This is a genomic window from Vibrio sp. SCSIO 43153 (genome assembly GCF_023716625.1).
GTDB lineage: Bacteria > Pseudomonadota > Gammaproteobacteria > Enterobacterales > Vibrionaceae > Vibrio > Vibrio rotiferianus.
The window spans coordinates 729,439-743,709 of record NZ_CP071856.1; the positions used below are offsets into that span (position 1 = coordinate 729,439).

At 46.3% G+C, this 14,271-nt stretch carries 12 protein-coding genes; 1 reads left to right on the forward strand and 11 read right to left on the reverse strand.

What is annotated here, in order from left to right; translation table 11 throughout:
* The first annotated feature begins 114 nt into the window (after positions 1 to 114).
* The gene (locus tag J4N37_RS19485; RefSeq protein WP_252043146.1) at positions 115 to 1,005 is read left to right on the forward strand and encodes a LysR substrate-binding domain-containing protein; all 891 of its coding nucleotides are present in this window, start codon (positions 115 to 117) and stop codon (positions 1,003 to 1,005) included.
* On the opposite strand, the gene J4N37_RS19490 is transcribed toward J4N37_RS19485, so the two are convergent.
* The 11 genes from J4N37_RS19490 to J4N37_RS19540 all read right to left on the reverse strand — a co-directional run bounded on the left by J4N37_RS19490 (position 1,002) and on the right by J4N37_RS19540 (position 14,013).
* Complete coding sequence (locus J4N37_RS19490) at positions 1,002 to 1,787, reverse strand: phosphotransferase enzyme family protein (protein WP_171357466.1); 786 nt, start codon at positions 1,785 to 1,787, stop codon at positions 1,002 to 1,004. The two genes, J4N37_RS19485 and J4N37_RS19490, sit on opposite strands and share 4 nt — an antisense overlap.
* A gap of 154 nt (positions 1,788 to 1,941) precedes the next feature.
* The gene (locus J4N37_RS19495; RefSeq protein WP_252043147.1) at positions 1,942 to 2,823 is read right to left on the reverse strand and encodes a LysR substrate-binding domain-containing protein; all 882 of its coding nucleotides are present in this window, start codon (positions 2,821 to 2,823) and stop codon (positions 1,942 to 1,944) included.
* Positions 2,824 to 2,943: 120 nt separating this feature from the next.
* Positions 2,944 to 3,921 carry an outer membrane beta-barrel protein gene (locus J4N37_RS19500; protein ID WP_252043148.1) on the reverse strand — a complete coding sequence of 326 codons (978 nt, stop codon included), beginning with the start codon at positions 3,919 to 3,921 and terminating at the stop codon, positions 2,944 to 2,946.
* 617 nt (positions 3,922 to 4,538) lie between these two features.
* Positions 4,539 to 5,663, reverse strand: a complete 1,125-nt coding sequence (locus J4N37_RS19505; RefSeq protein ID WP_171357463.1) for a M14 family metallopeptidase — start codon at positions 5,661 to 5,663, stop codon at positions 4,539 to 4,541.
* Positions 5,664 to 5,776: 113 nt separating this feature from the next.
* Positions 5,777 to 7,177, reverse strand: coding sequence for an FAD-dependent oxidoreductase (locus J4N37_RS19510; RefSeq protein ID WP_252043149.1), 1,401 nt, complete (start codon positions 7,175 to 7,177; stop codon positions 5,777 to 5,779).
* Positions 7,178 to 7,436: 259 nt separating this feature from the next.
* On the reverse strand, positions 7,437 to 7,796 hold the full coding sequence (locus tag J4N37_RS19515) for a DUF3316 domain-containing protein (protein WP_005442378.1): 360 nt from the start codon (positions 7,794 to 7,796) through the stop codon (positions 7,437 to 7,439).
* 191 nt (positions 7,797 to 7,987) lie between these two features.
* On the reverse strand, positions 7,988 to 8,893 hold the full coding sequence (locus tag J4N37_RS19520; RefSeq protein ID WP_252043150.1) for an EamA family transporter: 906 nt from the start codon (positions 8,891 to 8,893) through the stop codon (positions 7,988 to 7,990).
* A 66-nt stretch (positions 8,894 to 8,959) separates the two neighbouring features.
* Positions 8,960 to 9,664 carry a phosphonate utilization transcriptional regulator PhnR gene (gene phnR, locus J4N37_RS19525; RefSeq protein WP_005442366.1) on the reverse strand — a complete coding sequence of 235 codons (705 nt, stop codon included), beginning with the start codon at positions 9,662 to 9,664 and terminating at the stop codon, positions 8,960 to 8,962.
* Positions 9,665 to 9,673: 9 nt separating this feature from the next.
* Entirely contained in the window at positions 9,674 to 11,398 is a 1,725-nt protein-coding gene (locus tag J4N37_RS19530; protein WP_252043151.1) for a putative 2-aminoethylphosphonate ABC transporter permease subunit, read from the reverse strand.
* A gap of 8 nt (positions 11,399 to 11,406) precedes the next feature.
* Entirely contained in the window at positions 11,407 to 12,513 is a 1,107-nt protein-coding gene (locus J4N37_RS19535; RefSeq protein WP_252043152.1) for a putative 2-aminoethylphosphonate ABC transporter ATP-binding protein, read from the reverse strand.
* Positions 12,514 to 13,002: 489 nt separating this feature from the next.
* Positions 13,003 to 14,013: a putative 2-aminoethylphosphonate ABC transporter substrate-binding protein gene (locus J4N37_RS19540; protein WP_005384363.1), complete on the reverse strand. Its 1,011-nt coding sequence runs from the start codon at positions 14,011 to 14,013 to the stop codon at positions 13,003 to 13,005.
* Between the last annotated feature and the right edge of the window lie 258 nt (positions 14,014 to 14,271).

Here is a 14,271-nt window from a genome sequence, read left to right on the forward strand (position 1 = left end):
AAATCCTCAGTCAAAAAATGCTTTTCTGCCATAAACTTAGAATTGACCATCCCCTGTCTTTTTTTATGGGAGGCGGAGTTATGATGCCGTGGCAACGTTGGCTGGAGTAAAAGAATGACAATAAATCTAGATATGCAAAACGTCTTGGTATTAAAGCGCATGTATGAGCTGCGTAATGTTCGTTTGGTGGCAGAATCGATGGGGAAAACCTCAGGTGCCATCAGTAAGAACTTAACCAAGATGAAAGCGCAACTGGACGATGCATTGTTCATTCAAACCAAAAATGGCTTTGAGCCGACCTCGTTTATTGAAGCCAACATGCCTCACTTTGAACAGATCCTCGCCAGCGCAGACGCCATTAAGCCACAGCAGTTTTCACCAGATTCATTTACGGGCGAGGTTGCCATCTATGCCAATACACTGTTTTGGGATCGATTCGGTGACAAGCTTTATCTCGAACTACTTAAGCAAGCACCGCACGCCAGTTATGCCTTTTTAAGATGGGGGGCGGATGCGCGCAATCGCATCATTGAAGGTGAGAATGCCATTGCTATTCACTACTTTGATGAGGACCTGCCTCAATCCATCGCGCAAAAAGAACTTGGTCGAGGGAAAGCCGTCTTTTTTGTGAAAGAAGATCACCCTGCACAAGACTTTCAATCTTTGAGCGATTACACCTTTGTTCTATTCAAAACACCGGGCTGGAACGATCACAAATACCCGCTTTTGGATCGATTGAGAAACATCGGTTTTCATGTTGAGCCCAAAGTTGAGATTGAGCACCCTGCGATGATTCACAGCATTATCATGAACACCGACCATTTCGGTATTACCATGAGTGGTAACGTTCCTGAATCATGTCGCAGTATCGAGCTACCAAACGGGCTGGAACTTGGCGTGAGCTTTGTGATGAGCTGCCGACGTTCTCAGCAGCATGACCCACAAAATCAATGGTTGTTTGATGTGATTCAATCCATCATTAAGCAGCATTCAAAGCCAGATTAAAATTTGATTTCACCGAGTACCCCGAGCGTAATAGCTTGGTGATGCTTATTAATGTACTCAATATCTTGCAAGTAAGCGGTGTGGTGACAGTCCTCCATATTGGCTTGGAACTGAGCATCGCCCTTCGCGGCCATTGACCGCATGTGGTCTACCAACGCCGTCAAACGCAACGTCATTACCTCGACCAACTCTTCACGCTCTAATCGAGTACAACCATAAGCATCACAGAAAATCTTGGCTCTGCGAATTTGCTCCTCAAGCGTACCCATTTTGTCATTTTCATCGGTCTTAAATGGTGCCCAGCCATAAACAGACATCGCAATATCCCAGATGCGAGGAGCTGGATGAGCCGTATCAAAATCGAATACTCCCACCACAACATCGCCCTCTAACGCGACGTTATAAGGCATAAAATCACCATGGCAAATCACCTCTTTTGGAGAGCGTGAAGGCAGCATCCAGTGATGGACATCTTGTGTATTAAGCTTAAGGAAACTTTCAGAGGCATCATGAAAACGACGTAGTAGTTTAGCGGCGGATTTCAGCGCCATTAACGAGCTAATTGGCTCTTCTAACGGGTAATTGTAAGTCTCGCCTTCAACGAAAGTCAGCAGCTCTTTTCCTCCCTCGATGGAGACGGCTTTTGGGCAAGCAGCAAAGCCGTGGCTGTGGAGATGTTGAAGTAGTTGATGAACCGTCATCGTCCAATGACTGGCAGGCCGGCTAACGAGCTCTCCCTTACGATAAATGGCATTCTCTCTGCCACCTTCTAACGCTTCCATTACAGCTCCTTGATGCTCAGAGCGTGCGCTCTGTGAGTGATGACGACATGAAACGTACTCCCATCATATTAGCACTCAAATTTTAATATAAGAGTTTGAAAATGTTTCAGATTGTTAGATTGTCAGCAATCATTGCTTGTATTGTGATTGAGCCCTAAGATTGTGCGTGTAGACTTTGCCTTAACCACTCGATAAATGCCTTCACTTGCGGCCTTTCTTCACCACGAACAATCATGTGATGCGCACCTCGGCTTGGCATCGACCAATCTCCAATTTGCACCAACGAGCCTTGCTGAAGATGATCCTCGACCAATAAGTCTCTTACAAGCAAAATGCCCAGTTGATTCACTGCAGCTTCAATCGCTAACAGAGAGTGCTCAAACTCTCCTGTGAGCTTCACCCCTTTACATTCAACACCTTGGTGCGCTAACCAACACTGCCATGTTTCTTGGTAGCCTCCCGTAGCCAACTTAGGCAAACGAGCAAGTTCAGATAAGTGAGAAATGGGATTAAGATGCAAAAAGCCAGGGCTTGCCACCACAATCCAATTTTCTTGTGTCAGTTGAATGGCTTGCTGTGACTGCCAATCGCCATAACCATTGATGATCTCTATATCAGCGATATCACTGTAGCTCGGCATTGCGTTCGCCGTGGTAGAGACTTTAAAACTCACTTTAGGGTGTTGACGATGGAAATCAGCCAGTCGCGGCATTAGCCATTGAGAACAAAAGCTGTGTGCCACGTGTAACGTTAACTGCGCCTGCTTTTGTCGGGAGAAAAGATGTTGAGTCGCCGCAGATAAACTCTGAAAGACGTGACTTACCACAGGTAAATAATCATGAGCAGCTTGAGTAAGATTGAGCTGAGCACCATTGCGTTCAAACAAGGTGGCGTCTAAGTACACTTCGAGGGATTTAACCTGCTGACTGACCGCCGCACGGGTGACATTGAGCTCTTCTGCCGCCCTGGTGAAGCTTTGCAATCGAGCAGTTGCTTCAAACGCTTTGAGAGAATTGAGTGGCGGTAGGTTTTGCATATCAGGCTCCAGACGAACAAGTAAGAAAATACTATGACGGAGCTGTGACAGATAAATGAAGGGGAAACAAAAAAGCCAGCGTCAGACGCTGGCTTTTAAAGTTACTGATTCAATAATGAATTATTGAGCAGCTTCTTCAGTTTGGTACTGGAACGCAGGAACAACAACTTCTACACGACGGTTCTCTTCACGACCTTCGCGAGTTTCGTTGCTAGCTACTGGGTTAGCTTCGCCCATACCTTTAACAGTCATACGGTCTGCAGCGATACCTTCAGCTTGGAAGTGATCAGCAACTGCTTGTGCACGCTTCTCAGTTAGCTGTTGGTTGTAAGCTTCAGAACCAGTTGTGTCACTGTAGCCGTTGATTTCAACTTGAGCTTGTGGGTAAGTGTTCATTAGCTCTACAGTACCGTTGAACGCAGAAGCGTCTTGTAGTTCAGCGCTTTCTAGGCCGAATTGTACTGTTGCTGTTTGAGCTGGGTATTCGTTCTCAACGATGCGAGTCGCTGGACGAGTTTCAACTACTTCTTTAGCAACTTCTTCTTGAGCAACTGGCTCAGAACCAAACTTGTAGTTGAAGCCAATACCGAAGAAGTCTGCATCCATATCGTTGATAATGTCATCAGACATATCTTGGTAACGTTGGTACTCAGCGCGTAGGCTCCAGTTGTAGTTGATTTGGTATTCAGCACCTAGAGAGCCAGTTGGTACGAAATCTTTCTCGTCGCCAGCCATCATGTATGCTGCACCTACTTTAGCAAATAAGTTCCAAGAATCAGTTAGAGGAAGGTTGAACTTAGGAGCTAGAGTTAGCGCCCATAGGTCACCGTCAACTGTGTTTTTGCCAGCTTTGTTGAAGTTAGCTGTGAAGTTACCTAGGTAATCAACACCGTATTCAGCTGCAACGTATTCGTTGAAGTTGTAACCAATGTGCATACCAGCAGCGAAGCTGTCGTCATCGCATGGAGCGTCTAGGTGACATGCGTCGTTTAGAGCGTTGTAACCAAGTTTACCGCCGATGTATGTATCAGCAAGAGCAACATTCGACATTGCGCCACCAGCAAGAACGGTAGCCACTGCAAGAGCAATCTTTTTCATTATTTTTTCCTTTATGCGAAGGTGACCCGATTACTTTCCGCAGCATACGCTGCCATCAAAAAAGTCAGAACCTGCACTGTTTTTAGTAATTAAAACTACGCCAACAACCTCTATTAACGCATCATCGCACGACGCTCTAACTGGTATGTTTCCATTAGGAGCGCTGGTTGGAATTTTGATACACCTATCTGCCACGTCTTATCTCAAGCGTTTAAACCTGAACGATTGGGGTGATAGATAACGATGAGCAAACCTCTGTAGGTACAAGATTCCGCGAGAAAAATCATCCGGATTCTATCTTGTATTGACATAGCAAACTTAAAACTAATTTAACTGGCTGTGCCTACTTTCAACCTTACACCAAGGCTGTTATCCCTATGAGAAGTTATAATTTTTGTGACGAGAATCTCGTAATGGACTTTAACAGAATAAGCATCGCTAAATTAAATTAGATTTTTTATCGACACGATAAGTCCAACTTATCAAAACTCACATAACCATCAGAAATTGCAGCTTTTTTGTTTAAAGCGCTTAGAAAGTAGTTCGTCAATAGAGAACATGGAAAGAATAGTGGCAGAAAAGACAGCCCGTAAAGTACGGGCTGTGAACGGATTGCGTTAAATTTTGTCAGAGACCGCCAATGTTGCAGCCAAAACATCCTGTCCAAACAAGACACTACGCTCAGGAGACCAACCGTATAGAGGGTCTGGATGGTTGTTATTGTCTTTGAATGGCATCTCAATCGTGTAAGACAAACACTTGAATTGCTCTGCCACCCAGTTAGAGCCAACGGTTAGGTTCGCTTTACCCGGTTCATCTTTGTCGTAACCGATCTCGTCTTGGAACTCTGGTGTAATCGTCAGAAGTGCTTGTTTAAACGCGTTTTCCAACTCAGCCATGCCTTCGCCATAAGAAGGAATACCTTCAGAGCCCGCCACAAAGTTGTACGGGATAGCTTCATCACCATGAATATCTAGGAACATATCCACGCCAGTTTCTAGCATGCGCTCACGAACCAAGAAGACTTCTGGACTTTTTTCCATTGATGGCGTTTGCCACTCACGGTTTAGGTTTACGCCAACCGCGTTGGTACGTAGGTGGCCACGCACACCGCCGTCTGGGTTCATGTTTGGTACAACATAAAGTACTGCTTTTTCAAGCAATGCACGCGCAACCGTATCGTTCTCATCAAGCAGACGTTGGATCATGCCTTCCATGAACCATTCTGCCATCGTCTCACCTGGATGCTGACGTGCAATCATCCAGATTTTCTTTTTGCCTTCTTCTGGCTCACCGAAAGTAAGCAAGCTCATGTCATTGCCATCTAGCGTATGACCAAGCGTCTCTAGTTGGCAGTGGTGCGCGCTTTGTGCCATGTGTAACAGGTCTAGGTGACGGTCGTACGTGTAAGGTGCAAAGTACGCGAAGTAAATTGAGCTGCGCTCAGGGATAACAGTGAAAGTCAGCGTGTCGCCATCGAACTCTGCCGGTACTCGGAACCACTCTTCACGATCGTAAGACGCAGCCACGTCGTAACCTTGCCAACCTTCTGGGTAAGCCGATTTCGCAAGATCAAGAAGTTTGATGGTGTGTGATTGCTCGGCTTCTGTCTCTAGACGGAAGTGGAACCACTGGTAGAATTCCGACATGTTGTCGTTAGGAATTTTGAGTTGGATGTCGTTTTTGTCGTCCGCTTTCACTACGTGAATGCTGCCGCTGTCAAAGTTGCTGAATACTTTCATTTTATTACTCACCTTTTGCATCTGAGCTTGAAAGACTGAGGCTAACACAAAGGGAAGAGGTGCCTCTAACACTTTCACTTCTTCCCTATCCGTTTGCGATCAAAATATTCAGTTTAGTCGAGCTTATCCGCTTTGCCTGCTGGTCCTGCGAGTTTTGCTAGCCACTTATCCCAGATGAATGGCGTCTGCTCGTTATCTTCTGCTTCCTCTTTGCGACGCACCGCGTTGCGTACCATCATTGCTCCCGTCCATCTGAACGGCTCTGGCGGGAAATGCCCCAACGGCCCTTTGGCTAAACCGCTTTTCGTCCATTCATTCTCGATTCCCAATACCAATGAAGATAAGATCTTTCCGCCCATTCGAGTCTGCGCTACCCCATTACCCGAATAACCAAAGCCATAAAAGATATTGCTTTGGTTATCTAACTCACCGAAGAATGGAAAACCAGTTGCGGAGCGATCTGAACCGCCCGTCCATGAATAAGCGAACTCAGCCCCTTTCAAACGCGGGAACAACTTATCGAACGACTTACGCAGTAGCTCTTGATAGCGTGTCGGCTTGTTGAACATCGCGTTGACTTGGTTGTTGAAAGAGAACTGATTGCCGCCTTTCCCCAACATCAAACGCCCATCTGGCGTATCTCGGTAATAGTGGACGAAGATACGTGAATCCAACACGCTAGAACCGGCCTGCCAACCAGATTGAGTCAGCGCGTCACCAAGCGGTTTGGTGATCACCATGTCGGAAGAGACCACCACAATACTGCTTTTGAATTGCTTAAACTGCTCCACCATCCATGCGTTTAATGCCAACACAACCTGCTGCGCTTGAACATTTCCTGTAGGTGTACAGACAGTGGCAGGTTTTCCATAATCTAAACGCGTCATCGGCGTATTCTCATAGATCTCAACACCCAACTCCATTGCGACGCGTCTTAATCCTCTCGCCAATAAAGCAGGCTGAACGCTGGCAGCAACTGGAGAATGATAGCCTTCTATATTACGCGGCGACCCCGCATTGGCACGCAGCTCCTCAGTTTGGCAATGGCGCCAACTGTTCACTTCCAAACGCTTTAACTCGTCCACAACTGGCTGCATTCCCCCAGTTTGAGCGTGGTTGGTTGCCGTGTAATAAACCCCTTTCAATGATAATTGCGCATCGATGTGGTGCTGCTGACAAAAGTCGTCAATCTCTAGCACGGCTTGTTCCGACTCTTTTACCAACCAAGCGGCATGTTCTTCACCGAATAAGCGCTTCAAGGTCGGAAATTTTGTAGACCAAGTCAGCATACAGCCGCCGTTTGCGCCTGATGCACCACTGCCGCACAAGCCTTTTTCAATCACGACTACCTGTTTTTCCGGCGATTGCTGCTTGATCATGATCGCAGTCCAAAGACCGGTGTAACCACCGCCGACAATAGCGACATCTGCTTGGATATTTTGTTGAAGTGGTTTAGCGGTTTCTGGCTGCTCAATTTCAAGCGCTTGCTTAAACCAATATGAAGGGTGAGTCATTCGATATCCTTTGTAAAAGTGACGCACACAACCGTGCTTTGTCACCACTTTACAAACCTACCGAATATTCAACGAGCTAGAAAAACTTACGCTGAGCGTTAGAAAATATTTATGAGATATTATATTCAAGAAACACATTCACCAAGAATATACATTTCTTAATAAAAAAGGGGAGCAAATGCTCCCCAAAAATAATAGAACGAATATACAACAAGGATTAAACAGGCAATAGAGTTATAAATGCTAGCGAATAAATTAACTAACGATTACCAGGTTCACGCATGCGGTATTCGTATTTCACATTCAATATTGGTTGGTATGCGATTTGACCGTTATCTTGCAAGAATTCATCTACTGTTACTTTCGCATTAGTAATAGAGAAAGACTGGCGGTCTACGATATCAAATGAGCTTTTGAACTCGTCTCTTAGCTGCGCTGACGACTTGCTTTGATAGTTCTTAATCATTTCAAAGCCCATGTCGTAAGCGGCTTGTTTACTATCTACAACATTACCATGAATGGTTCTGCTGTTATTAGTCCATTGGTAACCACCAGCAATAGCAGCGATTGGAGTAGCGGTTAATGCGATAAGACTTGCTAGAGTGATTAAACGTTTCATAATGTGCTCCTTACTTACCTTTTAAATATCGAGTTCCAAATACTCGATTAATGTAGGGTACGTATAGAGACCGATGAGATTATATTTTAATTTCAAAATAGGGAAAAAGTTCGAAATACTAAATATCACCAAAGAGCATGTGGCTACATAGTTACGCTACTAGTCATTTACTTACTTATAGTTACCTAATCTTAGTATATTAATGCCCCAAAAATCCCCGCCACGATCGAAGTAACGCCAAGCCCTCGGGTGAGATACCATTTCTCAGACAGAAACCAAATCCCCATAAACAACCCAAACACAATGCTGATTTGCCTTAGTGCCACCACCAAACTCACGTTGTCGGTCATGGTCATCGCAAACAGCACCAAGCCGTAGGTGGATGCCATCATTACCCCTGCCATGCTGGCTGTTTTGCGGATCTGCCACGCTGTCTTAATCTCATCTGGCTTGCCCATAACTAAGCACCATACAAGGGCTGGAATACCAATCGCCCAAAACTGCACGCCCAAATAGAAGATTGCACTGTACTGATCATTCAAGATCTCTGATGCTTGTCCTGTAAGTAAACTCAGCGCTTCTTTATCGACCACCGAGTAACCCGTTGTGCCTATTGCGGCAATCAATGCCCAGAACACACCAACGTTCAAATAAGAGCCCAATGTCATCTGACGAAAATTCGTCAGTGGTACCAGCATACAACCGAGAGTAATTAGTAAGAATCCAAGCCACTGCTGACTAGATAATTCATGTCCCAATGCCACACTGATTGCGCCGACCATCATCACTGGCAGCGCCCGAGCAATCGGATAAACCACACCCACATCAGCGTGCTTATAAGCGACAATCAAACCAACCAGATAAACCATTTGTGAAATGCCGCTAATGAACAGCAATCCCCAAAACTCACTCGGTAATGATGTCCAGCCAATGGTTGCCAAATACCAAATCAAATAAGGGGTAAGAATGAAACATGCAGAAAAGCTGGCGGCCATGGTAAACGCGAGTCCAGAGCCTGAGTTGCTTTTGCCAAGGATATTCCAGCCCGCATGGAGAACAGCAGAGAAAACGACGAGACTAATCGCCAACAAATCCATTTCAACGTTCCTGTCTGAATAAAAGAAAGGCCCCGAGATGGAGCCTTAGATAATGAGAAAATCCACTTAACGATTGAGTTCCGCCAGAGATTCAATGCTGATGGCATCGTGTCGCCAATACTCGATATCGCAATCAATCAACTCACCGTGCTGGTTGTAGTTGATGCGCTCCACCACCATCGCTGGCGTGCCGGCTGTCGCGCGAAGTGCCTGAGCCATTTCACCCAACAAAGTGCTGGTTGAAATGCGGTAGCGAATCTTTTGATACGTCACGCCATAATGATCGCGGTAAATGTCCGTCAGTGAATTTGATAAATCGTAATCCAACAGGTTCGGAAACAGCTCTGGGCGAATGTAGTTTGTTACGAATACCACAGGTCTGTCTTCAAGGTATCGCACACGGTCGACTCGATACACGTCCGAGAAAGGTTGCAAGTCCAGTAAGCGCGCGGCTTGTTTGTTTGCCAACGTCCCTTTTGCTGCAACCAACTCCGTTTTTGGCACACGATTTTGCGCTTTCGCCATGTTTGGGAAGTTTAGCGTTTGGGTAGGGTCGTAACGCAATGGCTCAGGGGAGATAAACCAACCTCGGCGATCTTCGCGATAGATTCGACCTTCCGCTTCTAGCAGTGATAAAGCTTCACGCAGAGTGACGCGTGTAGTATCGAACGACTCCGCCAACTTACGCTCTGCTGGCAGTTTTTGACGCGGCGATAGCATGCCCGCTTCAATCTGTTCAACAATCGAATCTTTAATTTTTACGTATTGCACGAAGTGTCCTTATCTTTTGCGCCAAGCTTGTGTGCGATTCTCTAACAATTTACCCAAAGTCATCTGAACAATCTTCGCAATTGCGGCAGCAATCATGATCATGACAGCCATTGCCGCTGCAGCGCCAGTTTGACCTGCATCATCCATATTCAGAATCGAGACCGATGCCGGAATCGTATCGGTTGAGTAAAGGAATACTACCGCAGAAGTGGTGGTCAATGCATTAACAAACAAGTAAGTCGCAATGTCCAAAATCGCAGGTAAGCACACAGGTAATGTCACTTTAAAGAACAACTTGTATTGAGGAAGCTTCACCGATGCCGCCGTGGCTTCAATCTCCGATGGCAACTGCTTTAGCGCTGTCAGTGCAGTCATGTGACCCACGGTGTAGTAATGCACTACCGTGTTAAGCACCAAGAATGCCATGGTGCCATAAAGTACGTTCAGAGGATTGTTCGCATCATTGAAGTAAAAGATGTAACCCAAACCAAGCACCATACCCGGTACCGCCATTGGCACCACGCTAAGCATTTGCATCACCTGGCGAATTGGACCGAACGCACGCCCTTTCTCAATGCAGTAAGCACCGACAAAAATGATGGCTGTACCAATAACTGCCGTCCAACCTGCTAGCGTTAGCGAGTTGAAGAATGGGCTCCAACCGTAAGTGCTCATTTCAGCAAAGTTGTAGTTATTTAGCGTCAGCGCTTTGTTCCAAGGCCAGAACGTAACTAACGAGCCATACACCGCCATACCAAGTACTGCCAGCACTGCGATAGAAATGATGCTGCAGTAAACCAAACAAATGCTGTCGCGCCCTTTGTTAGGCTCTGGCTGATAAGGCACCGAGCGAGTGTCGAATAAGCTCTTTTGTTTTTTCTGTACCCAACGGTCTGCGCCGAACGCCATTACCGCAGGGAATAACAACATAATGCTGGTCACCGCCCCCATGGCAAAGTTTTGTTGCCCCACGACTTGCTTGAAGATGTCAGTCGCCAGAACGTTGTAGCTGCCACCAATCACTTTCGGCACACCAAAGTCCGTGATAACCAGTGTAAAGACGACGATAAGCGTACTGATCAAACCGTATTTCGCCGCAGGTAGCGTCACCATAAAAAAGGTTTTGATGGGCGATGTTTTAAGTGCGCGGGCAGCTTCATACAAACGGGCATCTGAAGTGCGCAGCGAAGTAGTCAAAATCATCAATGCATGAGGGAAGGTCCAGAAAATCAAACCCATCGAGATACCAATCACGCCGTAAATCGAGTTTCCTAACAGCATCTCTTTGGCAATGCCTTGATTACCGAAAAGGAAGATCAAACTGATCGCTGGTAACAGCGAAGGCGCAAGAATTGGCGCAGTACCTAGGATTTGGAACAAACCTTTAAACGGCATGCATGAACGAGTCAGCGCGTAGGCATAGCCAAACGCAAGCACACCGACTACCGAGGTCACTATCACGCCCAAAGTGAAGGTGTTGCCTACCGACACCCATAAGCTTGAAGAAGAAAAGTACGTCGCAAAGTTTGCCAATCCGACAAATTCGCCATTGGCATTTTGCACACTCTTGGTCAACATTGCCCAAAGCGGCATTAAGATGAACAACACCATCATGGTCGACAAACCAGCAAGCAAACCAAACAACACAAGGTTGTCGCGGCTAACACGTCCGAGTAAGGATTTTGCTTTGTCTTGTGTGGTCAGGCTATTCATCGTCATTGTCTTCGCATCCATGTTTACACCTACGCTGCTAGTGCTTTATCAACCGAGGGCACGGCGTAACCATGCAGCCCTTCTTCAGCAAACTGGATGTAACGTACATCGCCCGCCTTGATATTGAGTTTTTGAACCGTTTCCACAGGCACATCCACTACGATGGTTTTCGTTGAGCTGTCGTTTTGCAATACGCAATCAATGCGGAAAAACGCCCCCAAAAACTCGGTTGCCGTAACTCGCACAGGTAAAGAGTTGGTGTAGTTTTCAACGAACTTGATGCTTTCAGGACGCACCGCAAGGTCGAAGCGGTCACCGCGTTGGATCTTACGATTAGTCAAGCTTGGCGCTGGCATTAGGGTTTCTGCAATGCGTACTTGGGAGTCCGTTGCGGCTGAGGTTTCGATAAAGTTCATGCTGCCGACAAACTCAGCGACAAAGCGCGTGGCTGGTTGTTGGTAGATCTCTTGAGGTGTGCCGACTTGCTCAATCACACCATGGTTCATTACCACGATACGATCCGCCATCGACAGCGCTTCGTCCTGATCGTGCGTAACCATGATGGTGGTGATGCCCAGCTTACGTTGCAGCTTGCAAATCTCATCACGTAAGTGAACACGTACTTTTGCATCCAGCGCTGACAGCGGCTCATCAAGTAACAGTAGACCCGGAGACAACGCTAATGCGCGAGCGAGTGCCACACGCTGCTGTTGACCACCAGAAAGTTGGTTAGGAAATTTCTCGCCGGAGGTTGGAAGACCAATGGTTTCTAACCAATAATCCACCTTCTCTAACGCTTCTTTGGTCGACATGCCTTGGTTCTTCAAACCCACTGCAATGTTCTCTTGCACAGTTAGGTTCGGAAACAGCGCGTAAGATTGGAATACGATGCCGAAATCGCGCTTCTCTGGTGGTAGGAATGTGGTCTCTTGACCGTTTTGAAAAATCGCACCAGACGTTGGCAAGTCTAAACCTGCAATGGCACGTAGCAGAGTGGTTTTACCGCAGCCAGAAGGACCAAGAAAACAAACAAACTCGCCCTTTTCAATCGCTAGCGAGATTTTCTTTAATGCAGTGAACTGTCCGAATTGCTTCACTACATTTTCAATATTTAGGTAATGTTGGTTAATTGACATAACACATGCTCCAAATGGTATATACCAACTTTAGTTTTGGAGTGTTACGTTCCAATGACAAATTTATAGCCAGAAGATGACAAATAGATGAAGGGTGATGAGGTTTGTTTCTACGCTTGCAACCCCCCTCCAACTCCCCCTTCTCTCGACATGCTTTGCCAAGCATTTAAATGTGGTTATCAAGGGGGAGAGCTGTTCTTTGTAGCGGTGAGCTCTGTGCTTTCCCAACGTCATTCAGAAAGAATCTAGGCGAGTATTCAGGATCTACTTGAAGCGCGTAGTGATGTTGCATTGTGAATTAAACTATCCGCGAATGCAGAACCAGTCCCTCCCCTTTACCAGCATGACTGTTGTAGTCCCCAGAACTTAAAGCCAAGGGGAGGTTAGGTGGGGTTGCTGCTTTTAGGCTTTTGACTTTCGCCTCTTACAGAAACAAAAAATCCACCTCAACCGAGGTGGATTTCAGTATTCAACTCAAAGCAAATTCGATTAAGACTTTGGCTCTGATTTCGCGTCAAACTTCTCAGACCAAGCCGCTAGAATCTCTGCACGCTTGCTGCCCATTTGCGCGAAGTCCATCTTCGCCATGTTCTCTTGAACGTTCGGGAAGTTAGACACTGTCGCTTTCACTTCTTTATGTGCAACCACTGGGTACATTTCTACGTAAAGCTCGTTTGCTGCTTTAGAGATTGACCAGTCGACAACACGTTTCGCTGCATCAGACTCTTTTACTAGACCAACAGCTTCTGATTCCCAGCCGATGCCTTTTGGTGTGATCACCGCTAGTGGCGCACCCTGTGTTTTCAGCTTCGCGCCGCGACTTGCCATCGAAATACCGATAGCCACTTCACCCATGCCCGCTTGAACACATGGCTTAGAGCCCGAGTGCGTGTAGTGTGCAATGTTCTTGTCTAAGTCACGCATGTAGTTCCATGCCTGATCTTCACCCATGTTTTGTAGCCAAGCAGAAACCTGCATGTAGCCAGTGCCTGAAGACGCTGGGTTCGGCATTGCAATGTGACCTTTGTAAACCGGCTTCGTTAGGTCTTCCCAAGACGTTGGTTTCGGTAGGTTAAGTTGTTTCGCTACCGCTTCGTTGAAACAAACTGCGTTAAAGAACGCATCGTTACCGAACCAAGCTTGGTTTGATTGAGGGTCGTTTAGGTTCGCGTGCAGCTCTTCCAAACCTTTTGGTGTGTAAGGCTTAAGAAGACCCTCATCTTTAAGCAGTGCCATTGACGAGCCAGCAAGACCCCAAACCACTTCCGCTTGAGGGTTGTTCTTTTCTGCCAGCAATTTCGCCGTCATGATACCGGTGGAATCACGAACCCACTTAATCTTGATATCTGGGTTATCTTTCTCAAACGCAGACTTGTATTTCGCAAGAATGTCAGTTTCGAAAGCGGTGTAAACCGTGACTTCCTGTGCTGCCATTGCATTCGTAGCTAGCAGAGAGACAAGTGCAGCCAGCGATCCTTTCATCAAACGGTTTTTCATCATTTTCTCCAGTTAATTTGGCTAAGTTTTCATTTGGTCTGTACCAGTTGACGATATACACCCTACTGAGCCTTTGTGACGAAATCATGACCATTAAATGGCAGTTTTACGAAAATTTGCGATGAATAATCGTTCAATTGATCCGCCATTTTCTGGATATTAAAGTTTTATGAAATTGGATATTCGCCTATTTACTGCCCTTTTCTTCCTCGCTAGAGTGAACTTGAAATTTGGTGTAGACCAATCAGCCTATTCTGATGG